The 25,434-nt window shown below is 72.0% G+C and carries 25 protein-coding genes and 1 riboswitch; of the genes, 15 read left to right on the top strand and 10 right to left on the bottom strand.

The genetic code is table 11. The features are described from left to right. The first annotated feature begins 157 nt into the window (after window positions 1–157). Both ACRAKI_RS24565 and ACRAKI_RS24560 read left to right on the top strand, forming a co-directional pair. Window positions 158–1,543: a sigma 54-interacting transcriptional regulator gene (locus ACRAKI_RS24565; RefSeq protein WP_447002874.1), complete on the top strand. Its 1,386-nt coding sequence runs from the start codon at window positions 158–160 to the stop codon at window positions 1,541–1,543. Then, window positions 1,540–3,477, top strand: coding sequence for a vWA domain-containing protein (locus ACRAKI_RS24560; protein ID WP_447002873.1), 1,938 nt, complete (start codon window positions 1,540–1,542; stop codon window positions 3,475–3,477). The genes ACRAKI_RS24565 and ACRAKI_RS24560 overlap by 4 nt, the downstream gene beginning before the upstream one ends. 94 nt (window positions 3,478–3,571) lie before the next feature. On the opposite strand, the gene ctaD is transcribed toward ACRAKI_RS24560, so the two are convergent. Continuing rightward, on the bottom strand, window positions 3,572–5,362 hold the full coding sequence (gene ctaD, locus ACRAKI_RS24555; protein WP_447002872.1) for an aa3-type cytochrome oxidase subunit I: 1,791 nt from the start codon (window positions 5,360–5,362) through the stop codon (window positions 3,572–3,574). Between the two features lie 262 nt (window positions 5,363–5,624). Here ctaD and mshC point away from each other — a divergent pair, with 262 nt between their 5' ends. After that, window positions 5,625–6,863, top strand: a complete 1,239-nt coding sequence (mshC, locus tag ACRAKI_RS24550) for a cysteine--1-D-myo-inosityl 2-amino-2-deoxy-alpha-D-glucopyranoside ligase (RefSeq protein ID WP_447002871.1) — start codon at window positions 5,625–5,627, stop codon at window positions 6,861–6,863. A gap of 93 nt (window positions 6,864–6,956) precedes the next feature. Here the strand turns inward: mshC and ACRAKI_RS24545 are convergent, their stop codons facing one another. Then, on the bottom strand, window positions 6,957–8,759 hold the full coding sequence (locus ACRAKI_RS24545; RefSeq protein ID WP_447002870.1) for a S8 family peptidase: 1,803 nt from the start codon (window positions 8,757–8,759) through the stop codon (window positions 6,957–6,959). Between the two features lie 237 nt (window positions 8,760–8,996). Further along, window positions 8,997–9,485, bottom strand: a complete 489-nt coding sequence (locus ACRAKI_RS24540; RefSeq protein ID WP_447002869.1) for a GbsR/MarR family transcriptional regulator — start codon at window positions 9,483–9,485, stop codon at window positions 8,997–8,999. 94 nt (window positions 9,486–9,579) lie between these two features. Here ACRAKI_RS24540 and ACRAKI_RS24535 point away from each other — a divergent pair, with 94 nt between their 5' ends. The 4 genes from ACRAKI_RS24535 to ACRAKI_RS24520 are packed head-to-tail and all read left to right on the top strand — an operon-like array spanning window position 9,580 to window position 13,883. Next, complete coding sequence (locus ACRAKI_RS24535; RefSeq protein WP_447002868.1) at window positions 9,580–10,497, top strand: ATP-binding cassette domain-containing protein; 918 nt, start codon at window positions 9,580–9,582, stop codon at window positions 10,495–10,497. Further along, window positions 10,494–12,086 carry an ABC transporter permease gene (locus ACRAKI_RS24530; protein ID WP_447002867.1) on the top strand — a complete coding sequence of 531 codons (1,593 nt, stop codon included), beginning with the start codon at window positions 10,494–10,496 and terminating at the stop codon, window positions 12,084–12,086. The genes ACRAKI_RS24535 and ACRAKI_RS24530 overlap by 4 nt, the downstream gene beginning before the upstream one ends. A 52-nt stretch (window positions 12,087–12,138) precedes the next feature. Next, window positions 12,139–12,696, top strand: a complete 558-nt coding sequence (locus ACRAKI_RS24525; RefSeq protein ID WP_447002866.1) for an ArsR/SmtB family transcription factor — start codon at window positions 12,139–12,141, stop codon at window positions 12,694–12,696. Next, on the top strand, window positions 12,693–13,883 hold the full coding sequence (locus tag ACRAKI_RS24520; RefSeq protein ID WP_447002865.1) for an MFS transporter: 1,191 nt from the start codon (window positions 12,693–12,695) through the stop codon (window positions 13,881–13,883). Before ACRAKI_RS24525 ends, ACRAKI_RS24520 begins: the two co-directional genes overlap by 4 nt. Here ACRAKI_RS24520 and ACRAKI_RS24515 read toward each other — a convergent pair. Continuing rightward, a complete protein-coding gene (locus ACRAKI_RS24515) occupies window positions 13,798–15,012 on the bottom strand; it encodes an MFS transporter (RefSeq protein ID WP_447002864.1) in 1,215 nt (404 codons plus the stop codon). The two genes, ACRAKI_RS24520 and ACRAKI_RS24515, sit on opposite strands and share 86 nt — an antisense overlap. Window positions 15,013–15,198: 186 nt before the next feature. Here ACRAKI_RS24515 and ACRAKI_RS24510 point away from each other — a divergent pair, with 186 nt between their 5' ends. Further along, window positions 15,199–16,221 carry an ISAs1 family transposase gene (locus ACRAKI_RS24510; RefSeq protein ID WP_447002863.1) on the top strand — a complete coding sequence of 341 codons (1,023 nt, stop codon included), beginning with the start codon at window positions 15,199–15,201 and terminating at the stop codon, window positions 16,219–16,221. A gap of 291 nt (window positions 16,222–16,512) precedes the next feature. Here ACRAKI_RS24510 and ACRAKI_RS24505 read toward each other — a convergent pair whose 3' ends face one another. After that, window positions 16,513–17,409, bottom strand: coding sequence for a PAC2 family protein (locus ACRAKI_RS24505; protein ID WP_447002862.1), 897 nt, complete (start codon window positions 17,407–17,409; stop codon window positions 16,513–16,515). A 237-nt stretch (window positions 17,410–17,646) separates the two neighbouring features. Between ACRAKI_RS24505 and ACRAKI_RS24500 the strand changes: the two genes are divergently transcribed. After that, window positions 17,647–18,309, top strand: coding sequence for an HAD family hydrolase (locus ACRAKI_RS24500; RefSeq protein ID WP_447002861.1), 663 nt, complete (start codon window positions 17,647–17,649; stop codon window positions 18,307–18,309). Between the two features lie 164 nt (window positions 18,310–18,473). On the opposite strand, the gene ACRAKI_RS24495 is transcribed toward ACRAKI_RS24500, so the two are convergent. The 3 genes from ACRAKI_RS24495 to ACRAKI_RS24485 all read right to left on the bottom strand — a co-directional run bounded on the left by ACRAKI_RS24495 (window position 18,474) and on the right by ACRAKI_RS24485 (window position 20,363). Continuing rightward, window positions 18,474–19,241, bottom strand: a complete 768-nt coding sequence (locus ACRAKI_RS24495; protein ID WP_447002860.1) for a CbtA family protein — start codon at window positions 19,239–19,241, stop codon at window positions 18,474–18,476. After that, on the bottom strand, window positions 19,232–19,435 hold the full coding sequence (locus tag ACRAKI_RS24490; RefSeq protein WP_447002859.1) for a CbtB domain-containing protein: 204 nt from the start codon (window positions 19,433–19,435) through the stop codon (window positions 19,232–19,234). Before ACRAKI_RS24490 ends, ACRAKI_RS24495 begins: the two co-directional genes overlap by 10 nt. 31 nt (window positions 19,436–19,466) lie before the next feature. After that, a riboswitch (cobalamin riboswitch) is annotated at window positions 19,467–19,642 on the bottom strand. Between the two features lie 61 nt (window positions 19,643–19,703). Further along, a complete protein-coding gene (locus ACRAKI_RS24485; RefSeq protein ID WP_447002858.1) occupies window positions 19,704–20,363 on the bottom strand; it encodes a (2Fe-2S)-binding protein in 660 nt (219 codons plus the stop codon). 18 nt (window positions 20,364–20,381) lie between these two features. Between ACRAKI_RS24485 and ACRAKI_RS24480 the strand changes: the two genes are divergently transcribed. The 3 genes from ACRAKI_RS24480 to ACRAKI_RS24470 all read left to right on the top strand — a co-directional run bounded on the left by ACRAKI_RS24480 (window position 20,382) and on the right by ACRAKI_RS24470 (window position 22,464). After that, window positions 20,382–21,161, top strand: coding sequence for a LysE family transporter (locus ACRAKI_RS24480; protein WP_447002857.1), 780 nt, complete (start codon window positions 20,382–20,384; stop codon window positions 21,159–21,161). A 16-nt stretch (window positions 21,162–21,177) separates the two neighbouring features. After that, entirely contained in the window at window positions 21,178–21,684 is a 507-nt protein-coding gene (locus tag ACRAKI_RS24475) for a hypothetical protein (protein ID WP_447002856.1), read from the top strand. 588 nt (window positions 21,685–22,272) lie between these two features. Further along, entirely contained in the window at window positions 22,273–22,464 is a 192-nt protein-coding gene (locus tag ACRAKI_RS24470) for a hypothetical protein (protein ID WP_447002855.1), read from the top strand. 10 nt (window positions 22,465–22,474) lie between these two features. Here ACRAKI_RS24470 and ACRAKI_RS24465 read toward each other — a convergent pair whose 3' ends face one another. After that, window positions 22,475–23,650, bottom strand: coding sequence for a GNAT family N-acetyltransferase (locus ACRAKI_RS24465; RefSeq protein WP_447002854.1), 1,176 nt, complete (start codon window positions 23,648–23,650; stop codon window positions 22,475–22,477). A gap of 82 nt (window positions 23,651–23,732) precedes the next feature. On the opposite strand from ACRAKI_RS24465, the gene ACRAKI_RS24460 reads away from it, so the two are divergent. From ACRAKI_RS24460 to ACRAKI_RS24450, 3 genes are all read left to right on the top strand, one after another. After that, window positions 23,733–24,170: an N-acetyltransferase gene (locus ACRAKI_RS24460; protein ID WP_447002853.1), complete on the top strand. Its 438-nt coding sequence runs from the start codon at window positions 23,733–23,735 to the stop codon at window positions 24,168–24,170. Between the two features lie 85 nt (window positions 24,171–24,255). Further along, complete coding sequence (locus ACRAKI_RS24455; RefSeq protein WP_447002852.1) at window positions 24,256–24,519, top strand: phosphoribosyl-ATP diphosphatase; 264 nt, start codon at window positions 24,256–24,258, stop codon at window positions 24,517–24,519. After that, window positions 24,516–24,803: an antibiotic biosynthesis monooxygenase family protein gene (locus tag ACRAKI_RS24450; RefSeq protein ID WP_447002851.1), complete on the top strand. Its 288-nt coding sequence runs from the start codon at window positions 24,516–24,518 to the stop codon at window positions 24,801–24,803. Before ACRAKI_RS24455 ends, ACRAKI_RS24450 begins: the two co-directional genes overlap by 4 nt. A 7-nt stretch (window positions 24,804–24,810) precedes the next feature. Here ACRAKI_RS24450 and ACRAKI_RS24445 read toward each other — a convergent pair whose 3' ends face one another. Then, window positions 24,811–25,434, bottom strand: coding sequence for a phosphoribosyltransferase (locus tag ACRAKI_RS24445; RefSeq protein ID WP_447002850.1), 624 nt, complete (start codon window positions 25,432–25,434; stop codon window positions 24,811–24,813).

The raw sequence follows: 25,434 nt of genomic DNA, 5'->3' as shown, positions 1-25,434 counted from the left end.
CCAGGGGACCCCTGTTCTTGATCTTGCCGGCAGGGTCCGACAATTCCGGGCCGCTACCCGCACGTTCCGCCCCCCACGTTCCTCACGCTTGCGCTTCTCCACCCGTTGGAGCTGCTCTACGTCGACCGACGACCCATCAGTGCGTAGGTTCGGAGGGGTGACTTCCGACCTCCCCACCACCGCAGGCGCCCTCCGCGCGGCAGGCCACCTGCCGCGCGGGGTGAAGGCCGAGATCCGGGAAAACCTGCTGGCCGCACTCCGCGAGGGCCGTGACCCGTGGCCCGGCATCGTCGGGTTCGACCGGACCGTCCTCCCGCAGCTGGAGCGCGCCCTCCTCGCGGGCCACGACGTGGTGCTCCTCGGCGAACGGGGCCAGGGCAAGACGCGCCTGCTGCGCACCATCGTCGGCCTGCTGGACGAGTGGACCCCGGTGATCGCGGGAGCCGAGCTGAACGAGCACCCGCTCGACCCGATCACCCCCGAGTCCAAGCGCCGCGCCCGGCAGCTGGGCGACGAGCTGCCCGTGGAGTGGAAGCACCGCGACGAGAGGTTCGCCGAGAAGCTGGCCACGCCCGACACCAGCGTCGGCGACCTGGTCGGCGACGTCGACCCGGTCAAGGTCGCGCAGGGCCGCAGCCTGGGCGACCCGGAGACCATCCACTACGGCCTCCTGCCCCGCTCGCACCGCGGCATCATCGCCGTCAACGAGCTGCCCGACCTGGCCGAACGCATCCAGGTCGCCCTCCTGAACGTGATGGAGGAACGCGACATCCAGATCCGCGGCTACACGCTGCGGCTCCCGCTGGACGTCCTCCTCGTCGCCACCGCCAACCCCGAGGACTACACGAACCGCGGCCGGATCATCACCCCGCTCAAGGACCGGTTCGGCGCCGAGATCCGCACCCACTACCCGCTGGAGATCGGCGCCGAGATCGACCTGGTGCGCCAGGAGGCCCACCTGGTCGCCGAGGTCGGCGACCACCTGCTGGAGGTCATCGCGCGGTTCGTCCGGCACCTGCGCGAGTCGTCCTCGATCGATCAGCGGTCCGGCGTGTCGGCGCGGTTCGCGGTCGCCGCGGCGGAGACGGTCGCGGCGAGTGCCCTGCGGCGCAGCGCGCTGATCGGCGAGAACCCGCCCATCGCCCGCCCGGTCGACCTCGACTCGGTGCCCGAGGTGCTGCGCGGGAAGCTGGAGTTCGAGGCCGGCGAGGAGGGCCGCGAGCAGGAGGTGCTGGTCCACCTGCTGCGCCGGGCCGTCGCGGACACGGCGCGGTCGACGTTCGCGGGGATCAACCTGCGGCCGTTGGCCGAGCTGGTGTCCGATGGCCACCCGGTCGCGACCGGTGAACGGGTGCACGCGGGCGACCTGCTGGCCGCGCTGCCCGAGCTGCCGGTGCTGCACGAGGTCGCGGAGCGCACGGGCGCCGGGCCGAAGGACCCGGTGGGGCGCATCGCGTCGGCCGTGGAGCTGGCGCTGGAATCGCTCTACCTCACCCGCCGGCTCGCCAAGGACAGCGACGACGACCGGACGGTGTACGGATGAGCACCTACCGGTACGGCCGGTACGCGGACGGACCGGACCCGCTCGCCCCGCCGACCGACCTGCGCGCGGCCATGGACGAGCTGGGCCGGGAGGTCATGGAGGGCGCGTCGCCCGAGTCGGCGTTGCGCGAGCTGCTGCGCCGAGGACTGCCCGGGAACCGGGGCCTGGACGACCTGACCGCGCGGCTGTGGCAGAAGCGCGCCGCGCTGACCAGGCGGAACAAGTTGGACGGCACGCTCCAGGAGGTCCAGCGGCTGCTGGAGGAGGCGTTGCGGGCCGAACGGGCGGCGCTGTTCCCGGACCCGGACGACGACGCGCGGTTCCGCGAGGCGCAGCTGGACGCGTTGCCGCAGTCGGCCGCCGCGGCGGTGGGCGAGCTGGCCGAGTACGACTGGCGGTCGCCGCAGGCCCGCGAGTCCTACGAGCAGATCCGGAACCTCCTCGGCCGGGAGCTGATGGACCAGCGGTTCCAGGGCATGAAGCGGGCGATGGAGGACGTCCGGCCCGAGGACGTCCAGCGCATCCAGGCCATGCTCGACGACCTGAACGACCTGCTCGCCGCGCACGCCCGAGGCGAGGACACGATGGAGCGGTTCGCCGGGTTCATGCGTGCGCACGGCGAGTTCTTCCCGGAGAACCCGAGGACGGTCGAGGAGCTGGTCGACGCGCTCGCCGCCCGGTCCGCCGCCGCCCAGCGGATGATGAACTCGCTGTCCGACCAGCAGCGCGACGAGCTGTCGGCGTTGTCGCAGCAGGCTTTCGGCAACTCCGGCGTCGGGTCGCAACTGTCCCGGTTGGACTCGTTGTTGCAGGGTCTGCGGCCGGGTGAGGACTGGACCGGGTCGGCGCGGTTCCGGGGCGACAACCCGATGGGCCTGGGCGAGGGCGCGCGGGCGATGGCGGAACTGGCGGAGCTGGACGCGCTGGCCGAGCAGCTGTCCCAGTCGTACCCCGGTGCGCGGCTGGAGGACATCGACCTGGAGGCGTTGGTCCGGCAGCTCGGTGGCGAGGCGGGCGTGGACGCGCGGCGGCTGGCCGAGCTGGAACGCGAGCTGCGGTCGCAGAACCTGCTGGAACGCGCGCCGGACGGTTCGCTCCGGTTGACGCCGAAGGCGTTGCGGCGGTTGGGTGAGACGGCGTTGCGCGGCGTGATCGACAGCGCGCGGCAGCAGGGGCAGCGGGACAACTCGTCGGCGGGCGCGGCCGGTGAGCTGATCGGGTCCACGCGGCCGTGGCAGTTCGGTGACACCGAGCCGTGGAACGTGCCGCGCACGGTGACGAACGCCGTGCTGCGGGCGGCCGGCGGCCCGGTGCGGCTGGACGTGGTGGACGTGGAGGTCAGCGAGGCGGAGCAGCGGTCACGTGCGGCGGTCGCGTTGTGCGTGGACACGTCGTGGTCCATGGTGCAGGACGGCCGGTGGGTGCCCATGAAGCGCACCGCGCTCGCGCTGCACCACCTGGTGCGCACCAGGTTCCGGACGGACGCGTTGGAGCTGATCACGTTCGGCCGGCACGCGGAGACCGTCGACATCGGCCGGCTCACCGCGCTGGAGGGCGTGTGGGAACAGGGCACCAACCTCCACCACGCCCTGCTGCTGGCCGGTCGGCACGTGCGCAAGCACCCGGACGCCCAGCCGGTGGTGCTGGTCGTCACCGACGGCGAACCGACCGCGCACCTGGAGGCGACCGGCGAAGCCGAGTTCCACTACCCGCCCCTGGACCGGACCCTCGGCAAGACGCTGGTGGAGGTCGACGCCCTGGCCCGACTCGGCGCGTCGATCACCGTGTTCCGCCTCGGTGACGACCCGAGGCTGACCGCGTTCGTGGACACCGTGGCCCGCCGTTCCGGTGGCCGGGTGGTCGCGCCGGGTGAGGACGGCCTGGGCGCCGCCGTCGTCAGCGACTACCTGCGCTCCCGGAAGCGCCGTCGCTGACGCTGTCGGCCGTAAGAGAGCGCTCTGACGCAGGGGTGTACGGCAAGCGGTGCCAGGGGGCCGACCGAACGACGACGAGCGGACGGCCGGCGGCTCAGTCCTCCCGGTCCTCCCTGACCTCGTCCTTCGTCTCGCGCTCGCGCTCGGTCGACGCGAGGGCCTTCTCCGTCTTGCCGTCCGCCGGCACCTGGCGCTTTCCCGGGCGGGTCAGCGAGAAGTGCGACTCGTCGCGCATCCGCTCCACCATGTGCGGGTAGTGGAGTTCGAAGGCCGGCCGCTCCGACCGGATGCGGGGCAGTTCGGCGAAGTTGTGCCGGGGCGGCGGGGAGGTCGTCGCCCATTCGAGCGAGTTGCCGAAGCCCCACGGGTCGTCGTGCCCCGCCGGGTCGCCGAAGCGGTAGCTGCGCAGCACGTTCCACACGAACGGCAGCACGGACGCGCCCAGCAGGAACGACCCGATCGTGGAGACGGTGTGCATCAGGGTGAAGCCGTCGCTCTCCAGGTAGTCGGCGTAGCGGCGGGGCATGCCCTCGTTGCCGAGCCAGTGCTGGATCAGGAAGGTCAGGTGGAAGCCGATGAACGTGGTCCAGAAGTGCAGTTTGCCGAGCGGCTCGTTGAGCATCCGGCCGGTCCACTTGGGGAACCAGAAGTAGATGCCGGCGAAAGTGGCGAACACGATGGTGCCGAACAGCACGTAGTGGAAGTGGGCCACGACGAAGTAGGTGTCGGTGACGTGGAAGTCCAGCGGCGGTGAGGCCAGGATGATGCCCGTCAGCCCGCCGAGCAGGAACGTGATGAGGAAACCGATGCTCCACAGCATCGGCGTCTCCAGCGTGATCTGGCCCTTCCACATCGTGCCGATCCAGTTGAAGAACTTGATGCCGGTCGGCACCGCGATCAGGAACGTCATCAGCGAGAAGAACGGCAGCAGCACCGCGCCGGTGGCGAACATGTGGTGCGCCCACACCGCCACCGAGAGCCCGGCGATCGCGAACGTGGCGAAGACCAGCCCCTTGTAGCCGAACAGCGGTTTGCGGCTGAACACCGGGATGATCTCGCTGATGATGCCGAAGAACGGCAGCGCGACGATGTAGACCTCGGGGTGTCCGAAGAACCAGAACAGGTGCTGCCACAGGATCACGCCGCCGTTGGCGGGGTCGAACACGTGCGCGCCCAGGTGGCGGTCGGCCAGCAGCCCGAACAGCGCCGCCGTCAGGATCGGGAACGCGATCAAGATCAGGACGCTGGTGACGAGGATGTTCCAGGTGAAGATCGGCATCCGGAACATCGTCATGCCCGGCGCGCGCAGGCAGCACACCGTGGTGATCATGTTGACCGCGCCGAGGATGGTGCCGAGCCCGGACAGCGCCAAGCCCGTGATCCACAGGTCCGCGCCGACGCCGGGGGAACTGATGGCGGCGCTCAACGGCGTGTAGGCGGTCCAGCCGAAGTCCGCCGCGCCGCCGGGCGTGACGAACCCGGCCATCACGATCAGCCCGCCGAACAGGTACAGCCAGTAGGACAGCGCGTTGAGCCGGGGGAACGCCACGTCGGGCGCGCCGATCTGGAGCGGCAGGATGTAGTTGGCGAACCCGAACACGATCGGCGTCGCGTACAGCAGCAGCATCACCGTGCCGTGCATGGTGAACAGCTGGTTGTACTGCTCGTTGGACAGGAACTGCAACCCCGGCCGGGCCAGCTCGCCCCGCAGCAGCAGCGCCATCACGCCGCCGGCCATGAAGTAGAGGAACGACGTCGTCAGGTAGAGCAGCCCGATCTGCTTCGGGTCCGTCGTCTTGAGCAGACCCAGCAACACGGAGCCCTTGGAGCGCCGTCTGGCCGCCCCCGGATGGGCGATCACGGGTTCCGGCTTGAGCGCGGTCATCCCGCCTCCCTCGTCCCGACGACGTGAGCCAGTCCACATCGTCTCCCGGTGCGCCACGCGCGGCAAACGCACGAGACCGGCGTTCAGCCCGGCCCAGAGGGCTTGACCTGCTGCTCCGCCGCGCCGGACGCCCGTTCGTGGGAGCGCGGCAGCTCCAGCCGACAAGGTGGCGCCGGCTCTTCCCCGCCATGGCCGCTGACGGCGTCGCTCCGACCAGGCGGACGTTCGTCCACCACCCGGCGGGCGAGTTAGGGTCGTGAACATGCAGACCTGGTCATCTACTCCAGTCCCGCGGGTAGCGGGCGAGCCGCGCCCGCTGCGGCTGTTCGACACCGCCACCGGCGAGGTGCGCCCGACCACCCCCGGTGCCACCGCCAGGCTGTACGTCTGCGGCATCACCCCGTACGACGCCACGCACCTGGGGCACGCCGCCACCTACCTGGCGTTCGACCTGGTGCACCGGGTGTGGCTGGACAACGGCCACGACGTGCACTACGTGCAGAACGTCACCGACATCGACGACCCGCTGCTGGAGCGGGCCGAGCGGGACCAGGACGACTGGGTCGTGCTCGGCATGCGGGAGACCGCGCTCTTCCGCGAGGACATGGTGGCGCTGCGGGTGCTGCCGCCGCGCGAGTACGTCGGCGCCGTCGAGTCCATCCCCGAGGTCGTCGAGGCCGTGGCGAAGCTGATGGCGAGCGGGGCCGCGTACCGGGTGGACGACGACGAGTACCCGGACGTGTACTTCGACCAGTCGGCGACCGGCCGGTTCGGCTACGAGTCGAACTACGACCTGGAGACGATGACCAGGTTCTTCGCCGAGCGCGGCGGCGACCCGGACCGGCCGGGCAAGCGGCACCCGCTGGACGCCCTGGTGTGGCGGGCCGCGCGTCCCGGCGAGCCGTCGTGGCCGTCCGAGCTGGGCGCGGGCCGGCCCGGCTGGCACATCGAGTGCAGCGCGATCGCGTTGAACCGGCTCGGCACGTCGTTCGACGTGCAGGGCGGCGGGTCCGACCTGATCTTCCCGCACCACGAGTTCTCCGCCGCGCACGCCGAGTCGTTGACCGGTGACCACCCGTTCGCCCGCCACTACGTGCACGCGGGCATGATCGGGCTGGACGGCGAGAAGATGTCCAAGTCGCGCGGCAACCTGGTGTTCGTGTCCAAGCTGCGGGCCGAGGATGTCGACCCGAACGCGATCCGGCTGGCGTTGTTCTCCGGCCACTACCGCGCCGACCGGGCGTGGAGCGCCGCCCTGCTGGCGGAGGCCGAGGCCCGGCTGGCGAAGTGGCGTCAGGCGGCGGCCCTGGCCTCCGGTCCGAGCGCGGTGGACGTGGTCGCCAGGTTGCGCGACCACCTCGGCGACGACCTGGACACGCCCCGGGCGCTGGCGGCCCTGGACGGCTGGGCGGCGGAGGCGCTGTCGACCGGTGGTTCGGACGCCACCGCGCCGACCCTCTTCCGGGCCGCGGTGGACTCGCTGCTGGGCGTGGAGCTGTAGGCAGGGGTAGCTGGCGAGCCGGGGTATCCGCAGGTAGGACGAGAGCGGGGCCGCCACCCGAAGAGGTGACGGCCCCGCTGGTCACGCGACAGCTCAGACGTCGAGCGTCCAGCTGTTGATGTAGCCCGTGTCCAGGGAAGCCTGGTCGCGGACGCGCAGCTTCCAGGTGCCCGCGGCGGCCTCGGAGGAGGCGTTCACGGTGTAGCTGCGGGTGATGTTGTCGGTGCTGCTGCCGGTGCGGTTGTGCAGGTTGTAGACCGAGCCGTCCGGCGCGACCAGGTCGACGATCAGGTCGCCGATGTAGGTGTGCCGGATGTCCACCTGCACGGTGGTGGCGGACGACGCGTTGCCCGCGCAGTTCAGCGTGATCGAGCTGCTCACGTCGGAGTGGTCGCCGATCGTCACGTCGGTGCCGTTGGTGACCGCGGCGCAGCCGCTGGTCGACGTGACCGACCACGCGAACGTGGTGCTGGCGGTCCGCGCCGCCGCGTCACGCACGGTCGCCGTCACCGAGTACTCGCCCACGGTCGTCGGCGTGCCGGAGATCAGGCCGGACGTGCTGATCGACAGGCCGACGGGCAGGCCCGTGGCCGAGAACGTGTACGGCGCGGTGCCGCCGGTGGCGGACAGCTGCAGGCTGACCGCGGTGCCGACGGCCGTCGACCGGCTGCCCGGGTTGGTGACCGACGGGCCGCTGGGGGTGGAGGCGCCCGTGAACAGCAGCTTGTTCGGCGAGCCGGTGCCCGCGTTGGTGACCTTGTCCGGGGTGGCGGCGGCGACGATCGCCGCGTTCACCGTCGGCGGGGTGGCCGTGGGGTTGTCCGCCAGGTACAGCGCCGCCGCGCCCGCGACGTGCGGAGCCGCCATCGACGTGCCGCTGATGGTGTTGGTGGAGGTGTCGTTCGTCATCCACGCCGAGGTGATGCCCTGGCCGGGCGCGAACAGGTCGGTGCAGGTGCCGTAGTTCGAGAACGAGGCACGCGCGTCGGTGTTGGTCGACGCGTTCACGCTCAGCGCCTCGGCGACCCGGGCCGGCGAGTAGTTGCACGCGTTCGCGTTCGAGTTGCCCGACGCCACCGCGTACGTGATGCCCGACGCGATGGAGTTGCGCACCGCGGTGTCGAGCGCGGAGTCCACGCCGCCGCCGAGCGACATGTTCGCGACGGCCGGCTTGACGGCGTTCTGGGTGACCCAGTTGACGCCGTTCACGACGCCCGCCGTGGTGCCGGAGCCCGCGCAGTTCAGCACCTTGACCGCGATCAGCTGCACGCCCTTGGCCACGCCGTGGGCGGTGCCGCCGACGGTGCCGGCGACGTGCGTGCCGTGGCCGTTGCAGTCGGTGTTGTTGGTGTCGACGGTGTTGGTGCCCCAGGTGGCACGGCCGCCGAAGTCGCTGTGCGTGGTCCGGATGCCCGTGTCGATGATGTACGCCCGCACGTTGCCCGCGGTCGTGGAGTAGTTGTAGGCGTTGTCCATCGGCAGGTTGCGCTGGTCGATCCGGTCCAGGCCCCACGACGGCGGGTTCTGCTGGACCGCGTCCAGCGACACCGGCAGGTCGGCCTGCACGAACGCGACCCGCGGGTCGGCGGCGAGGCGCCTGGCCTGCCCGGCGGACAGCGAGGCGTGGAAGCCGTTGAGGGCGTGCTGCCACGCCACGCGGACCTTGCCGCCGTACTTGCCGACCAGCGAGGACGCGGTCGACGCGGAGTCCGAGCGCGGCGACGCGGCGTCGTTCAGGGCCACGATGTAGGAGCCGGGGACGGCGTCGGCGCGCTCGGCGCCGAGCACGTCGCCCTCGGCGGCCGCCACTCCGGTGTTCGCGAAGGCCAGCGCGGCGGCCGACACGGCGGCCAGACCGAGCACGGCCAGTCTTCTGGTGGTGCGGGCGTCTCCCATAGCAGGGTTCTCCCTCAGGGCAGGGCTGCGCGGCCGTGCCGGGCGGGTGCACCGGTCGGCCTCGCGTTGCAGGGTGGGGACGTTCGCGCGAACTGGGTGTAGCGACCTGGTCACTTGCATGCTCCGCGACGGCACCGACCTGCGAATAGCGCCGATCGTCGGTACTACGCCGAATTCGGCCCGATCACTACGGCCATTCCGAACGGGTCGGGGCCGGGCAGGGCCGAATGCCGGCCGTCAGGAGCCCAGTCGCTCGTCCCGGTACTCCCGCCACTGCTTGAGCATCTTCGGCAGCTCGGCGTGGAAGAACTCGAAGAACATCAGCGTCTCGGCGATGCGCTTGCCCGCGGGCGTCCCGGCGCCGAGCGCGCTGACGCCTTCCTTGAGCGGTCCGGTCATCCGGCGCAGCATCTCGTCCCGGCGGAACAGCGCCTCGTACCAGAGGTCGTCGAGCACCCGGTACAGGTCGCGGCGGGTGCCCGTCTCGCGTTCCCGGCTCACCAGGCCCAGCTGGGTCAGGTACCGGACCGCGCCGGAGATCGCGGCGGGCGACACGCGCAGCACGTCGGCCAGCTCGGCGGCGGTCATCTCGCCGGAGTCGGTGGCGAGCAGCGCGACGAACACCCGGGCCGGCATCCGCGGCATGCCCGACTCGGTGAACACCGAGGAGAAGCGCTCGATGAAGCGCAGCACGGCCTGGTCGTCCCGCCCGTCCACCTGTGTCACCGCCGGATCATCCCTTCGTGGTCCCTCGGACGGCTGGCAGTTTATACGCTTCCTTAACTTCACGACTTTGTGAAACGACTGTAGCTTACCGCTCATGACTGCTGCGATATCCGTGTCGGGCCTGGTCAAGACGTTCGGGGCGACGCGTGCGCTGGACGGGCTGGACCTCACCGTCCACGAGGGGGAGGTGCACGGCTTCCTCGGCCCGAACGGGTCGGGCAAGTCGACCACCATCCGGGTCCTGCTGGGTCTGCTGCGCGCCGACGCCGGCTCCGCGTCGCTGCTGGGCGGCGATCCGTGGCGCGACACCGCCGAACTGCACCGCCGGCTGGCCTACGTGCCGGGCGACGTGAGCCTGTGGCCGAACCTGACCGGCGGCGAGGTGATCGACCTGCTGGGCAGGCTGCGCGGCGGGCTGAACGAGAAGCGCCGGGCCGAACTGCTGGAGCGCTTCGAGCTGGACCCGCGCAAGAAGGGCCGCGCCTACTCGAAGGGGAACCGGCAGAAGGTGGCGCTGGTCGCCGCGCTGGCCTCGGACGTGGAGCTGCTGATCCTGGACGAGCCGACCTCCGGGCTGGACCCGCTGATGGAGGCCGTGTTCCAGGAGGCCGTCAACGAGCTGCGCGGCCGGCGGACCGTGCTGCTGTCCAGCCACATCCTGGCCGAGGTCGAGGCGCTGTGCGACCGGGTCAGCATCATCCGCAACGGCCGCACGGTCGAGAGCGGCACGCTGGCCGACCTGCGCCACCTCACCCGCACCAGCGTGTCCGCCGAACTCGTGGGCGCGCCGAACGGGCTGGCCGGGCTGCCCGGCGTGCACGACCTCGAGGTGGACGGCCTGCGGGTCAAGTTCGAGGTGGACACCGACCACCTCGACACGGCGCTGCGCGCGTTGGTCGGCAGCGGCGTCCGCGCGCTGACCAGCCAGCCGCCCACGCTGGAGGAGTTGTTCCTCCGCCACTACGAGGACGAGGCGCCGGCCGGAGGGGTCGAGGAGGCGATGTCGTCGTGACGGGGCTCGGTTCGCTGGTGCGCCTCGCCCTGCGCCGCGACCGGCTGCTGCTCGCCGCCTGGATCATCGGCCTGGTCGGCATCACGCTGTCCACCGCGTCGACCCTCGAAGAGCTGTACGGCTCGGCCGACTCGCGGCAGCAACTGGCCGCGACGGCGGGCGGCAACCCCGCGTTCCTGGCCATGCTCGGCCCGTTGCACGACGCGTCGACCATCGGCGGCGTGCTGGCCTGGCGGTGGGGCGTGTTCGGCTCGCTGCTGATCGGCCTGATGTGCATGTTCCTGGTCACCCGGCACACCAGGGCCGAGGAGGAGAGCGGCCGGCTGGAGCTGATCGGCTCGGCCGTCGTCGCCCGGCACGCGCCGCTGGTCGCGGCCGTGGTCGTGGCGCTGCTGGCGAGCACCCTGATCGGCCTGCTGATCGCGTTCGGGCTGCTGGGCCTGGGTCAGTCGGCGTCCGGGTCGTTCGCGTTCGGCCTCGCCTTCATGTCCGCCGGCTGGGTGTTCACGGGTGTCGGCGCGGTCAGCGCGCAGCTGTCGGAGAGCGCCCGGACCTGCAACTCGATCTCCGGCGCCGTGCTCGGCACCGCCTACCTGCTGCGCGCCGTCGGTGACGCGGCGGGCGAGCAGGGGCCGACGTGGCTGACGTGGCTGTCGCCGTTGGGCTGGGTGCAGCAGACCAGGGCGTTCGCGGGCGACCGGTACTGGGTGCTGCTCCTGCCGCTGGTGTTGTTCGCGGTGCTGCTGGTGACCGCGTCGATGCTGGTGACGAAGCGCGACCTCGGCGGTGGCCTGCTGGCGACCCGGCTCGGCCCGGCCCGCGCCCCCGGCTCGTTGGGCAGCGCGTTCGGCCTGGCCTGGCGGTTGCAGCGGGGCATGCTGATCGGCTGGACGCTGAGCCTGTTCGGGCTGGGCGCCGTCTACGGGTCGGTCGCGCGCGGCGTCGAGGAGATGCTCCAGGCCAACCCGGCGATGGAGAAGATCCTCTCGCAGATGGGCGGCGCCGGCGCGATCGTGGACGTCTACCTGGCGTCGATCGTCGGCATCATCGCCCTGTTCAGCGCGATCTACGTGGTGCAGGCGACGTTGCGGCTGCGCACCGAGGAGACCGAGTTCCGAGCCGAGGCGGTGCTGGCCACGCCGGTCACCCGGTACGCGTGGGTCGGCAGCCACCTGGCGTTCGCCACCGCCGGCACGGCCGTCGTGCTGGCCGCCGCCGGTGCCGGTGCGGGCCTGGTGCACGGCGCCCGCGTCGGTGACGTCGGCGGGCAGGTCGTCCGGCTGGTGGGCGCGGCGCTGACGCACGTGCCGGCGGTGTGGGTGGTCGCGGGTCTCGCGCTGGCGTTGTTCGCGCTGGTGCCGAAGCTGGCGTCGGCGAGCTGGGCGGTGATCGTGGTGTTCCTGGTGCTCGGTCAGCTGGGGCCGCTGCTCCAGCTCGACCAGTGGGCGATGGACCTCTCGCCGTTCACGCACATCCCGAAGGTGCCGGGCGCGGACGTCACCGCGGCCCCGCTGCTGTGGCTGACCGTGATCGCGGCGGCGCTCGTTGCGGTCGGGCTGATCGGGTTCCGGCGGCGGGACGTCGGCTAGGAACCTGAAAGGGCTCTTTCGAAAGTCCTCTTTCAGGTCTACCGTCGGGGTCATGGATCTCCCCAGGCCCCGACGGGTCACCGACGTCGACGCGCTGAAGGCGCTGGCCCACCCGCTGCGCGTGTCGTTGCTGAACCACCTCGTCGCGGTGGGCCCGCGCACGGCGAGCGAGTGCGCCGAGGCCGTCGGGTCGACCGCGTCGAACTGCAGCTGGCACCTGCGGCAGCTCGCGAAGGCCGGGTTCGTGGAACGCGTGGAGGCCGGTGACGGCCGCGAACGGCCATGGCGGGCCACGTCGGTCGGCTACGACATCGGCGGGTTCGACGAGGACCCGGAGGTCCGCGCCCAGCAGGACGCGCTGGTCGCGTTGCAGCTCAACGAGGAGAACCGGCTCGCGCAGCGGTTCCTCGACCGGCAGCACGAGCTGCCGCGCGAGTGGCTGGAGGCCTCCGGGCTGCACGGCTACACGGTCAACGTCACGGCCGAGGAGCTGACCGGCCTGCTCGGCGTGATCGACGACCTCCTGCGCCCGTACCTGGTGCCGGTGCGTGAGGACGTGCCGGAAGGCGCACTGCCCGCGCACGTCGGCATCCGCGCGTTCCCGCGATGACCGGACCGTTGGCGGTGCCCGCGTTCCGGCGGCTGTGGATCGCCGGGTTCGTCTCCGAGATCGGCGACTGGGTCCTCGTGGTCGCCCTGCCGGTGTACGTGTACCAGCTGACGGGATCCACGGCGGCGACCGCGACGACGTTCGTGGTGGCGCTGCTGCCGAGCCTCGCGCTGTCGCCGCCGGCCGGGGTGCTGGCCGACCGCTGGGACCGGCGGAAGCTGATGCTGCTGGTCAGCCTCGCCCAGGCGGTCACCCTGCTGCCGCTGCTCACCGGCGATCTCGTGCTCGTCAACGTGGTCACGGCGGTGCAGGCCGGGTTGGCCGCGTTGTTCGAACCCGCCAAGAACGCGCTGCTGCCGACGCTCGTGCCGCGCGACCAGGTGCCGGCGGCGAACGGGCTGGTGGGGTTGAACAGCACCCTGGCGCGGCTGGTCGGCGCGTCGCTCGGCGGACTGCTCCTCGGGTACACCGGCTTGGCCGGCGTGGTGCTGGTCGACGTGGCGTCGTTCCTGCTCGCGGCGGTGTTGCTGGCGACTTCGCGGACAGCGGACCCCGCGCGTGAGGTCGGAGAACCGGCGTGGCGGGCCTGGCTGGACGGGCTGCGTGAGGTCCGCGGCCCGCTGCGGCCCATGGTCGCCGTGGTCGGGCTGATGGCGATGGGCCAGGGTCTGTTCGTCGTGCTGTTCGTCGTGTTCGTGACCGACCAGCTCGGCGGGGGAGCGGCCGAGGTGGGGCTCCTGCGGGGCGTGCAGGCGGTCGGCGGTCTGCTCGGCGGTCTGTCGCTCGGCCTGCTGGCTCGGAACCTTCCACCGGGCAGGCTCCTGGGTGTGGCGTTGCTCGGCTACGGCGTGGTCGCGGCGGTCGGCTGGAACGCGCCGCACCTGACCACGGCGCTCGTGTTCTACCTGGCCGCGTTCGCGCTGGTCGGCCTGCCCGGCCTGATCGCGGGCGCCGGGATGATGTCGGTGCTCCAACTGCACACGGTCGACGAGGTGCGCGGTCGGGTGCTGGCCACCTTCGTCAGCCTCCACGACGGCGGTCAGGCGCTCGGCATGGTGCTGGCCGGCGTGCTGACGCCCGTGCTGGGCCTGTCCGTGCTGCTCAACGTCCAGGCTGGTCTCCACCTGGTGGCGGGTGCGCTGGCGCTGGTTCGTCTGGACGTCCGGCGTCCTCGCGTCGCGGCTTGAACCCGAGCAGCAGCGCGGGCGGGACGGCCAGCACCAGCCCGGCGGGCACCAGGAACGCGCTCATCGGATCCAGGTCGTACAGCGGCACGAACGCCACCGGCGACGCCGCGCCGCCCAGGAACCGCAGCGACTGCACCACCGACACCGCCCCGCTCCGGTTGCCTCCCCCGTCGGACAGCACCAGGGCGTTCAGGCTCACGATGACCGCCTGGCTGAACGCGCCCGCCACCGCCCACAACGCGGCGACCGCCACCACCGACGGCAACACCCCGACCCCGGCCAGCAGCACCGCGCCACCCGCCGCGCCGAACAACGCCCACCGCCGCGCCCCGAACCGGTCGATCGCCCACCCCGTGAGCCGCGCGCAGAAGATCCCGACCAGGCCGAACCCGGTCAGCACCAGCCCCCGCTGCCCGGCGCCCAACCCGAACGAGTCGCCGAGCCGCAGCGCCACCAGGAACGACACCCCGCCCAGACAGCCCCAGCCCACGAACCCGACCACGGCCACCCGCAGCGTCCGGAGCTGCCACGCGCTGCGCAGCCGTGGCCGGTCCTCGCCGCGCGGCGGGTCGGCGGGCAGCCCGGCCAGCGCCAGCGCCCCGGCCACCACCGCCGCGCCGACGAACGCCCACCGCCACGACGCCTCCGCCGCCAACCCGCCCAGCAGCGGCGCGGACGTCTGCCCGGCGGCCTGCATGGACGCGAACACCCCCAACGCCCGCCCCAACCGGGCCTGCGGCGTCACCGCCGCGATCGCCGCCAGCAGCAGGGGAGTCGTGAACGCGTTCGCCGCCCCCTGCAAAGCCCGCCCGCCCATCAGGACGGGAAACGACCAAGCCACCGCGCACAGCACCGAGGCGACCGCGTAGACGGCGTAGGCGATCCGGATGGTCCGCCGGGCGCCCCAGCGCGCGCCGAGCGTGCCGGACACCAGCATGAGCAGGGCGAACGGCACCATGTACCCGGTCAACGTGGCCGCCGCCGAGCCGGCCGGGATGCCGTAGTCACTGCCCACCTCGGGCAGCACCGACGACGTCATCGCGCCGCCGAACGGCCCCAGGAACCCACCCGCGTAGAGCGCCGCGAGTCGGATGCGGGAGCGGGACTTGTCCACAGGCGCCGGTCTCACCACCGGAATTGTCGGCCCCTTCTGGCAGGGTTGAAGCAGGGGTCCCCTGGGCGAGCAGGGTTCCGGCAAAGTCGTTTGTGCTGTTCAGGCTCTGAATGTGGGCGGGCACGGCGCTCCGGAGTGATCATGTGAGTGTCTAAGTCGCATGATCTGGGGAGTGCCGTGCCCGCCTTGTCATCCTGCCCGATGCCCGGTGTCGTCGATCGGTTGGCCTCGGTGCCGGCCGGGCAGGTCGCCGACCTGCGGGTCTTTCTGGACCGGGTGCCGGACCCGCGCAGGCGTCGGGGTGTGCGGCATTCGTTGACCTCGATCCTGTCGGTGGCCGCGGCGGCGGTGGCGGCGGGTGCGCGGTCGTTCGCGGCGATCGGTGCCTGGTCGGCCTCGCGGATCTCCGGTCGGGACGCGGGCGAGGCGTTGTCGGCGGTGGCGGTGGACGGCAAGTCGGTGGCCGGAACGTTCGGTCGGGCCGGCGGCAGCGGGGTGCACCTGCTGGCGGCGTTACGTCATGACGACGGGATCGTGGCCGGTCAGCGGCGGGTCCCGGCCGGCGGTGAGTTGGCCGGGTTCGCGCCGCTGCTCGACACCGTCGACCTGGCGGGGGTGGTGGTGACCGCCGACGCGCTGCACACCCAGCGCGACCACGCCCGCTACCTGCACGCCCGCGGGGCGCACTACGTGTTCACCGTCAAGACCGGCTGGCCGAGGGTCTACACCCAACTCGATTCACTGCCCTGGAACGACATGCCCTGCCTGGTCTTCGCCGACCGAGGACACGGCCGCACCGAACTGCGCACCGTCCGGGTCGCCCCGCTCGGAAAGCACGGCTTCGGCGACGTCGACTTCCCCCACGCCGCCACCGCGTTCCTCGTCGAGCGCTACCGGACCTGCCACGCCACCGGCCGGCGCGGCGCCTTCGCCGCGCTCGGGGTCAGCAGCCTGACCGGCGAACACGCCCACCCCGCCCGCATCGCCGACCTGCTGCGGGGCCACTGGCGGATCGAGAACCGGCTGCACTGGGTCCGCGACGTCACCTACGGCGAGGACGCCTCCCGCGTCCGCACCGGAAACGCCCCCAGGGCGATGGCCTCCCTGCGCAACCTCGCCATCAACGCCCTACGACACACCGGCCACACCAACATCGCCGCCGGGTTGCGAACCATGTCCCGCAACCCGGCACGACCACTACAACTACTCGGAATCAACACCTGAACAGCACAAACGACTTTGCCGGAACCCTGCCCTGGGCGAGGACCCCTGCGAAGCCATCGCGCGGCCCGGCTGTCAGTTGCCGGTGCTCGACCGGCTGCCGTTCGACCTGCGGGCGTTTGACCGGCTGCCGTTCGACCAGCCGGTGACGGACCGACTGCCGGTCGACCGGTGCCGGTCGACCGACCTGTGGGCAGTCGGCCGGAGCGGAGTGGTGGCGAGTCTGAGACCGAGTCTGAGCCGGAGTCCGCGGACCAGGGTACGAGCGACCTGGAGGTGGTCGGTCGGGCCGGTTCACATGCCGGTCGGCCCGCGCCCCGGTCCACGCCCGCGCCGCCGCAAGTACCGCTCGAACTCGGCCGCGATGGCGTCACCGCTCGCCTCGGTGATCTGGATCTCCGCGTCCCCGCGCTCCTCCAGAGCCCGCACGTAGTTCCGCACGTCCTCGTCCTCGTCGGCCATCTCGCTGACCGTGCGCTCCCACTCCTCCGCCTGCTCCGGCAGCGCGCCCAGCGGCACCTCGACGTCCAGCACCTCTTCCACCCGGTGCAGCAGCGCCAGCGTGGCCTTCGGCGAGGGAGGCTGGGACACGTAGTGCGGCACGGCGGCCCAGAACGAGATCGCGGGCACCCCCGCCTGCACGCACAGGTCCTGGAAGACGCCGACGATCCCGGTCGGCCCCTCGTACCGGGACCGCTCCAGCCCGAACTTCGCCGCCGCCTCCGCGTCGTACGCCGTCCCCGTCACCGGCACCGGCCGGCTGTGCGGGGTGTCCATCAGCAACGCGCCGAGCGTGACAACCGTGGTCACGCCCAGGTCCTCGATGTGGCCCAGCAGCTCGGCGGCGAACTTCCGCCACCGCATGTTCGGCTCTATCCCGTGCACCAGCACCACGTCGGTGGACGAACCGGGCGGCCGGCAAACCGACAGCCTGGTGGTCGGGAATTCAACCCGTCGGGTGATGCCGTCCACCAGTCGGACTGTGGGACGAGTCACCTGGAAGTCGTAGTAGTCGTCCGGATCGATCTCCGCCAGGGGCGTCGCGTCCCACGTGAGTTGCAGGTGCTCGATCGCCGTGCTGGCGGCGTCGCCAGCATCGTTCCACCCCTCGAACGCCGCCACCATGATCGGATTGGTGAGCGGTTTGCTGGGGTCGAAGGGGGTCTGGGCGGCCTCGTCCGGATCGGTCACGGCGTCAGACTACGACCACTGCCGCAGACCTGACGCCGTAGGCTTGGCGCATGTCGGATCGTGTCACGCCACCTTTTCGGGGCGCGCCGGCCGACCCTCAACGTGACCAGGCCCGATGCCGTGCCCCACGTGCGCCCCGCGACCACCCGGCCGTCGTCGCGGACGCCGTGGAGATCACCACGTTCGGGGCCGATTCACCCAATCGTTCACACGCTTGATCACTGGGGGAAGGTGCGCATGACGGTCGAGGCCGTGCTGTGGGACATGGACGGCACGCTGCTGGACTCGGAGAAGCTGTGGGACATCCCGCTCTACGAGTTCGCCGAGAAGCTGGGCGGCACGCTGTCGCTGGAGACGCGGCACGCGATGGTCGGGTCGAACGTGGCCAGGACCATGGCGTTGCTGTTCGCCGAGGTCGGGATCACGCCGCAGGACGGTGACATCGCGGACGGCGCGGCGTGGATCCAGCGGCGCACCGAGGAGCTGTTCCGCGCCGGGCTGCCGTGGCGGCCGGGCGCGCGCGAGGCGTTGCGGGCGGTACGGGATGCCGGGGTGCCGATGGCGCTGGTGACGTCGACCGAACGGCAGTTGACCGAGGTCGCGCTGGACACGCTCGGGCGGGACCTGTTCGACGTCACGGTGTGCGGCGACGAGGTCGACGGCCTGAACAAGCCGCTGCCGGAGCCGTACCTGAAGGCGGCCCGCCTGCTCGGCGTCGATCCGACCCGGTGCGTGGCGGTCGAGGACTCGCCGACCGGCGCCACCGCCGCCGTGGCCGCCGGCTGCACGGTCCTCGTCGTCCCCTGCGACCTCCCGGTCCCCGAAGGCGAGCACCGCATCTTCCGCGACTCCCTGGTAGGCGTCGACCCCGAGTCCCTAGCCGCCCTCCTCCCCAACTGACCGCGAGTCGTCCACTCCGGCACCCCGAGTCGTCCACTCCGACACCCCGAACCTCGCGCTCACATCCGTCAACGCGCCGCGAACGTGAGGTTCGGAGTGCGCGAGCGTGGGGTTCGGAGTGCTGGAGTGGACGACTCGCGGTGTCCGGGTGGACGACTCGCGCGTCAGGGGGTGGTGGGTGACACGGGGACGCGGCGCGCGGCCGGGTCCACGAGGAGGCCGAACACCACGCCGAGGCCGAGCCACAGCGTGGCCGTCTCGGCCAGGGACGCCAACCTGAAGTCCCACAGCACACTGCCCGGCATGTCCGCCGGAACGGCGTCCGGAGTGGCCGGGAACGCCACCAGCAGCACGACCACCGCCGCCACCACGGCCAACGCCACGGCAGTGGCGCGGACCGGCTGACCGAGGTGCCCGAGCCGGGAAGCCAGGTAGCTCGCCCCGAACGCGACCAGCAGCCCGGCCGCGATCAACCCCAGGTAGAGCACCGTCCGGTACTCCACCGTGTTCGGGTCGCCCACCGCCGGCGGGTTGGCCGGGTACTTCACCGCGGGCAGCAACGCCGCCGCGCCGAACGCCGCCGCCGACAACGTCACGGCCCGCACGAACGGCGCCTTGGACGCGAACCAGCGCCGTGACCCCGCGTAGGCGGTGGCGAACAACGCGCCGACGGCGACACCCACCACGATCGCGGCGAGCACACCGCCGACCACCTGCGTGCCACGGCTGAACAGCTCGCCGTGCCCGTGACCACCGGGCTCCGCCGGCCGTGCCTGTTCGACGGCCAGCGCCGCCCGGATCGGCGCCTCGACCACCAGCACGCCGACCAGGCCTGCGAGCAGCCCGGACACCGCGCCCGCACCGACACCGCGGAGCAGCAGACCTTTGTAGGTGGGCACGTTCGCCCGCATCACGGCGAGCCCTAGTGGCACGGGACGCCGAGTGCGTGGCGCCCGTCGTGGAAGAACTCGTGCACGGTCTCGGCGGCGTGGCCGAGGGCGACGCCGTTCTCCTGGAGGACCAGCCACGTCACCGTCAACGCGACCAGTGCGACGGCATAGGCCCATGTGGGGACGGGCGTGACCCGAGGGTCGGAAACAGCGGGGGACTGCGCGGGGCTCGTCATGACGGCCTCCTCCATACCTCGTGGAAGGTCAACAACAACTCGCGCCGCAGCCGGTCTCCTGACTCCCGGATCGACACCGTCCCCGCGTCTTCCCAGCCGCTCCACGCGGCCAGTGACGTTCTCGGCGGGTTGGCTCCCCGGTCACAGTGGCGAGGACCGCGCCGGATTCCCACCGGCTTCCCGTCCACTGCGGCGCCCGAACCGTAAGTGTCGATCGTGGCCGGGCACAACCGGCCAGACGAGTTGTCGTCTTCTTCACGTCTGCCGGTCAGCGGGGCGGCAGCGGGCAGTCGCCGCAGGTCCCGCCGCCGTCGAGGCGGTAGTACAGGCAGCAGCTGCGCCGGCGGAACACGACCTCGCCGGGGAACGGGATGAAGTCGCCCGTGCCCCGCAACGGTGGATCGGCGAACAACTCCTCGCCCAGCGCCACGCAGTCCGTCGCGATGCCGCTTCGGCTGATCGTGCGCAGCGCGCCCGCTACGGAGGACGCCGCGTTGCCCCACAGCAGTCCGCGTGCCACCGGCGTGATCCCGTGCACCGCTTCGACCACCGGTTCCATCGACTCGGCGATGCCCACGCCCGCGACCGGGTCCTTGAGGCGGACTTGGAGGCCGTCCGGCCGGTAGCGCCACCACAGGTTCGCCGGCCGGACGTCCGGCGCGACCCCGTCGACCGCGCGGGCGGCGACCACCGGGCTGAGCAGCCGCGCGGTGTAGCTGAGGAAGAACAGCGACGCGGCGACGCGTCGTTCGGCCGTGCGGTACCGGGTGGCGATCCGGTCGAGCGCGTCGGGCAGGGCGGGGCCGTGCAGCAGTTCCCGGCCGTCGTGCCAGTCCCCGTCGGCGGGACGGCCGACGTCCAGGACGAAGAACGGGCTGAGGCCGCGGATCTGCCGCAGGGTGGTCAGGACTCGGGCGAACTGGGACACGTGTCCTAGTCTGCCGCCGTGGACGCACTGGGGTTGGGACTGACCCTCGGCTTGGCCGCCGGCATCAGCCCCGGCCCGCTGTTGGTGCTGGTCGTGACGGCGGCGTTGCGCTCGGGCCGGAGGGCCGGCGTGCTGACCGCCTGCGCGCCGCTGGTGTCGGACGCCGTGGTCGTCGCGGTGACGCTGCTCCTGCTGGACCGGTTGCCGGGGCGGGCGCTGGGCGTGCTCGGGGTGGTGGGCGCGGTGTTCGTGGTGTGGAGCGGAGTGCAGACGGTTCGGGAGGCGCGGTCGGCCTCGCTGGGATCCGGCGCCGTGCGCCCGACCGGGGGAGAAGCGGCAGGGACAGGCGCAGCAGGGACGGAGACGGCTGGCGAAGACGCGTCGGCGGGAGGTGCGGCAGCGCGTGATGCGGCCGGAGGCCGTGCTGTGCAGGGGTCGCCGCCAAGGGGACCCCTGAAGTCGATTCTACCGACGGGGTCCGACAATTTCGGTGCGCTGAAGCGGGCGGTGGTGGTCAACCTCCTCAGTCCGCACCCGTGGATCGCCTGGGCGACGGCGCTGGGCCCGCTGATCATCACCACGTGGCGCGAGTCGGCCGGCGCGGGTGCGGCGCTGCTGGGCGGGTTCTACCTGACCCTGGTCGGCGGCAAGATCGTGATCGCCCTGCTCGTCGCGCGCGGGCGCGATCGGTTGGACGACAACGGTTATCGGCGCACGCTCACCTGCGCCGGTGTGCTGCTCGTGCTCGTCGGCATCGCGATGGGAGTCGAGTTCGCGGGGCACCTGCGAACGGGCTGAGTGCGAGGGGGAACCCGTGCGGCAACGCATGCTCCGGGAGCTGGAGCTCCTCGGCGAGGCGACGTCGACCGTGCTCGCCGAGCGGCTCGGCGTGACCAGCTACAACCTGCGATCCTCGAAAGACGGGTTGGGGGGAGAGGTGCCCGAACGTGTCCGCGGCGAGCAGGACCCCGAGCGGCGGTCCACGATCGACGACCCCCAGCGGCTCTGGCTCGCCGAGGACCTGGAGATGTTCGCCCGGTTCGACGCGGTGCGCCACCAACTCGACGCCCGGCGAACTGGCCGCGCTCTTCGAGGACTACCTGACGCTGCTGAAGAGGTACCAGCGCCCCGCCGACCGGGTTCCGGACGGCGCGCGGACCGTGCAGACGCGATTCGTGGTCTTCCCCGACCCCGACCCGGCCCCCGACCGGCCCCGACAAGACCCATGACCGGAGTCCCAGGTCCCGACACCGACACCCGGGACGACACCAACCCCGAGGCCGACGCCAAGCCGGAGGACGACACCAGGCACACCGCCTAGGTAGCCCCGGACCGTCGAGTTGCCCCCTCGACGGTCCGGGCATGGAAGCCGTCACACCTCGCCCACCGGGCGAGCACCGAAGTCACCGCACTTCCTCCGACAGGAGAGCATTTCGTGCTGCCCGCACACAAATCGCCGTCCTCGCCCTGGCCGTCGCCTGCGCACCGGCACAGTGCCGGCCACCGCCGCGCCCGACGACCCGACCAGCGCCGATGTCACCGTCACCAGCGGCGATCACACCTGCACGGCACCATCCTCACCCCGGACAGCGCGACCGGGAGCCCAGCCGTGGTGGCTGCGCAGCCGACCGGGGGTGGACGCGGGCGTGAAGGCCGACCTCATCGGCCCACTCGGGCACACGGCGGACTTCGTCCCCGGCTACCTCGACCTCATGACGTCGTGGATCAACGACCTCGGCGACGGTCCGCCGTCGACGTCCGCCGACGCGCCACCTGCCCAACCCCTCCACAGCGGACCTGTCGCACCGCTCGGCCGGCACGAATCCCCGTGGCTGCACGCGATCCCGGTGATCGTGATGCTCCTGGCGTTCCCGGCACACCCGGAAGCCTCAGCCGTGCGGCGACGGGCGTGCGGTCGAGCGCCCTCGGCAGACCGCTCCCATGGCCGGCACTCCAGTTCGCGGCCGTCGGCGTGCTGGTCGCGACGGCATCCACCATCGCCGCCCGGCGCGGGCAACGGCCAAGCCTCGGCCTGGCAGCACTGTCCGCCAGCGTCGTCTTCCTGCCGTGGGCGGCGTACCCGGGTCTGCACCGGATCTGATCACCGCACGTCAAGGGATGTAGAAGGTCATCAGGTCGCCGCGCACCGGCGGGAACAGGGTGTGCATCAGCTCGGCGTTCGGACCGGGGTAGACGTCCGGCTCCCGCGCGGTCAGACCTTTGATGCCGTGCGGACCGAACAGCAGCGACGCCAGCAGGTCCGGCGCCACGCCCGCACCACCCGCCGCGCCCGGCGCCTGCATGGTGCCGCCCGGCACGATCGGCCCCACCTCACCGGCCTTGAACGGCAGCCGCACGTGCGACCGGTAGAACGAGACCACCGCCTCGCCCTCCTGATCGCCGAGACCGCTGTCCGCCAACCGCCGCCCGAACACCGGCCGAAGGTGGTCCAACAACGCGATCGGGTCGCCGATGCGCACGTAGTAGGAGTTCGCCTCTTCGGGCGCGGGCCCCAGGAACGGCTCCAACGCCGCGCCCGCGAGCGTGCCCGGCCGCTCGTTCACCTCGCTGGCCCCTGTCAACGCGAGCAGCGCGTGCGCGCCGGCCTCGTCCACGGCCGCCACCTCGCACAGCAGGACGCCCTCGTCCGGCGGGGTGGTGCGCCCGGTCGCCACCGGCACGCCGTTCCGCTCGACCAGCCACTCGGTGCTGCCGTCCCGCGCCACCAGCCACCGCCACAGACCGGGGGAGTGCGGCATCCGCAGGTCCGCGCGCGCCTGCTCGGCGTCCTGGAGGCGGACCATCGCCGGGATGTCGTCCGCCGTCGCTTCACGCAGGGTGTGGCCGGCGCCGTCCGGTCGGCCCGTCACCGGACGGGTGGCCGAGATCGGGATCGCGTAGGAGTAGCCGAACAGGCGGTAGAAGTACGGGATCCCGAGCATCACGTTCACCAGGTGACCGCGCGCGGCCGACCGCTCGTGCGCCCAGCCCATCAACGCGCGCACCAGCCCACGGCCCTCGTACGCGCGGTCGGTGGCGACCAGCTCGACCTGACCCGCCGGGATCTCCAGACCGTTCAGGACCAGCGTCTCGTCCAGCAGGGTCGCGGTGGACACGACCTTGTCGCCGTCCACGACGACCGCGCACGCCTCCCAGCCCGCGTCCGGGTCCTCGACCACCAGTCGGTGGTCGACCGCGTCGGCCGGTTCGCCGCGGTCGGTCAGCAGGGCGCCGATCTGGTCCAGGTCTCCCGGTCGTGCGGTCCGCAGCACCAGTCCATCGATCATCCGGGCAGTGTCACGGTGTGCCGCACGCCGCGCCATCGGTTTTTCGCTGGCGTTCCGGCCCGCGCCACCGCAGAATCCGCGCATGCCGTGGCTCCCCGCTGACTTCGCCCACCCGACCCGCGTCCCGCTCGACGGGGGACACCACTTGCGGCCCATCCGCGAGTCCGATGTGGACATCGACTACCCGGCCGTGATGGGCTCCCGGGAGCGGCTGTGGTCGCTGTACGGCGAGCAGTGGGGCTGGCCGCCCGCCGACATGACCCACGAGCAGGACCGCGTCGACCTGGCCCGGCACGAGCGTGAGCAGGACGCGCACGAGTCGTTCAACTACGCGCTGTTCAACGCGGACGAGACCGAGCTGCTGGGGTGCGTCTACATCGACCCCGCCGACGACGCGCTGATCTCGTGGTGGGTCGTGGACGAGTACGTGGGCACGGACCTGGAGCGCGCGCTGGACGAGTTCGTGCCGAAGTGGATCGCCGAGGTGTGGCCGTTCACCAACCCGCGCTACGGGATCTAGCGCCGGCCGTGGCGGCAAGGCGCCCGCGACCGATCCGGGGGTCTGCCTGCCTGCGGCCGTTCGGGGGATGCGAGGATCAGACCCCGTGAAGACCTTCGACGAGCTGTTCGCCGAGCTGAGCGAACGCGCACGCACCCGCCCTGAGGGCTCCGCCACCGCCGCGGCTCTGGAGGCCGGGGTGCATGCGCAGGGCAAGAAGGTGCTGGAGGAGGCCGGCGAGGTGTGGATCGCCGCCGAGCACGAGTCCGACGAGCGCCTGGCCGAAGAGGTCTCCCAGCTGCTGTACCGCGTGCAGGTGCTCATGCTCGGCCGCGGACTGAGCCTCGAAGACGTGTACAAGCACCTGTGATCCTGGAAGCCGCGACGCTCGACGTCCGCCCCGGTCTGGAGGCGGACTTCGAGCTGGCGTTCGCGGAGGCGCGCGGGCTCATCGCGCAGTCGCCCGGGTTCGTCTCGCTGGACCTGCGGCGTTCGGTCGAGCAGCCGTCCCGGTACCTCCTGCTGGTGGGGTGGGAACGGCTGGAGGACCACACTGTCGGCTTCCGCCAGGGGCCGCTGTACCCGCGCTGGAAGGCGCTGCTGCACCACTTCTACGACCCGTTCCCGACCGTGGAGCACTACCGCGAGCTCTGAACGCCCCTCAGTGCTGTTGCAGCAGCTCGATGACCTGGTCATCGGTGGTCTGGTCGAAGTGCCGGTAGAACCGGCCGACCGCGCGGAAGTCGGTGCGGGGGTGCGGGCACACCACCAGGTCGGCGTCGGCTTCCAGCGCCCGCACCGAGTCCGCCGCGCCCACCGGCACCGCGAGCACCAGGCAGCGGGGGTTCTGGGCCCGTGCTTCGCGCAGCGCGGCACGGGCGGTGACGCCGGTGGCCAGGCCGTCGTCCACGACCAGCACGTCACGTCCTTCGAGCCGCATCGGGCCGTCCCCGTACAGCTCCAGCCGCCGCCGGGCCTCACGCCGTTCCGCCTCGCAGGTGTCGGCCATGTCCGCCCGGGTGAGGCCGAGGACCGTCATGGCCTCCTCGTTGAAGATCGGCTCGCCACCGGCGGTGACCGCGCCGACGCCGAACTCGGGCTGACCGGGCGCGCCGATCTTGCGTGCCACGGCCACGCCCAGCTCACCGCCCAGCGCCGAGGCGACCTCCGCCGCCACCGGCACCCCGCCGCGCGCCAGGCCGAGCACGAGGGGATCGGTCCAGGTCTCGTCGGCCAACGTCCGGGCGAGCACCCGGCCGGCGTCGGAACGATCGGTGAACCTCAC

This window comes from Saccharothrix isguenensis (assembly GCF_052936305.1).
This window is presented reverse-complemented; position numbering and strand designations above follow the sequence as displayed.

Excerpts from the sequence above, each read along its gene's own strand:
- ACRAKI_RS24560 (WP_447002873.1), top strand. The coding sequence starts at position 1,540 with ATGAGCACCTACCGGTACGGCCGGTACGCGGACGGACCGGACCCGCTC.
- ctaD (WP_447002872.1), bottom strand. The coding sequence starts at position 5,362 with ATGACCGCGCTCAAGCCGGAACCCGTGATCGCCCATCCGGGGGCGGCC.
- mshC (WP_447002871.1), top strand. The coding sequence starts at position 5,625 with ATGCAGACCTGGTCATCTACTCCAGTCCCGCGGGTAGCGGGCGAGCCG.
- ACRAKI_RS24545 (WP_447002870.1), bottom strand. The coding sequence starts at position 8,759 with ATGGGAGACGCCCGCACCACCAGAAGACTGGCCGTGCTCGGTCTGGCC.
- ACRAKI_RS24535 (WP_447002868.1), top strand. The coding sequence starts at position 9,580 with ATGACTGCTGCGATATCCGTGTCGGGCCTGGTCAAGACGTTCGGGGCG.
- ACRAKI_RS24525 (WP_447002866.1), top strand. The coding sequence starts at position 12,139 with ATGGATCTCCCCAGGCCCCGACGGGTCACCGACGTCGACGCGCTGAAG.
- ACRAKI_RS24520 (WP_447002865.1), top strand. The coding sequence starts at position 12,693 with ATGACCGGACCGTTGGCGGTGCCCGCGTTCCGGCGGCTGTGGATCGCC.
- ACRAKI_RS24510 (WP_447002863.1), top strand. The coding sequence starts at position 15,199 with ATGCCCGGTGTCGTCGATCGGTTGGCCTCGGTGCCGGCCGGGCAGGTC.
- ACRAKI_RS24500 (WP_447002861.1), top strand. The coding sequence starts at position 17,647 with ATGACGGTCGAGGCCGTGCTGTGGGACATGGACGGCACGCTGCTGGAC.
- ACRAKI_RS24490 (WP_447002859.1), bottom strand. The coding sequence starts at position 19,435 with ATGACGAGCCCCGCGCAGTCCCCCGCTGTTTCCGACCCTCGGGTCACG.
- ACRAKI_RS24465 (WP_447002854.1), bottom strand. The coding sequence starts at position 23,650 with ATGATCGATGGACTGGTGCTGCGGACCGCACGACCGGGAGACCTGGAC.
- ACRAKI_RS24460 (WP_447002853.1), top strand. The coding sequence starts at position 23,733 with ATGCCGTGGCTCCCCGCTGACTTCGCCCACCCGACCCGCGTCCCGCTC.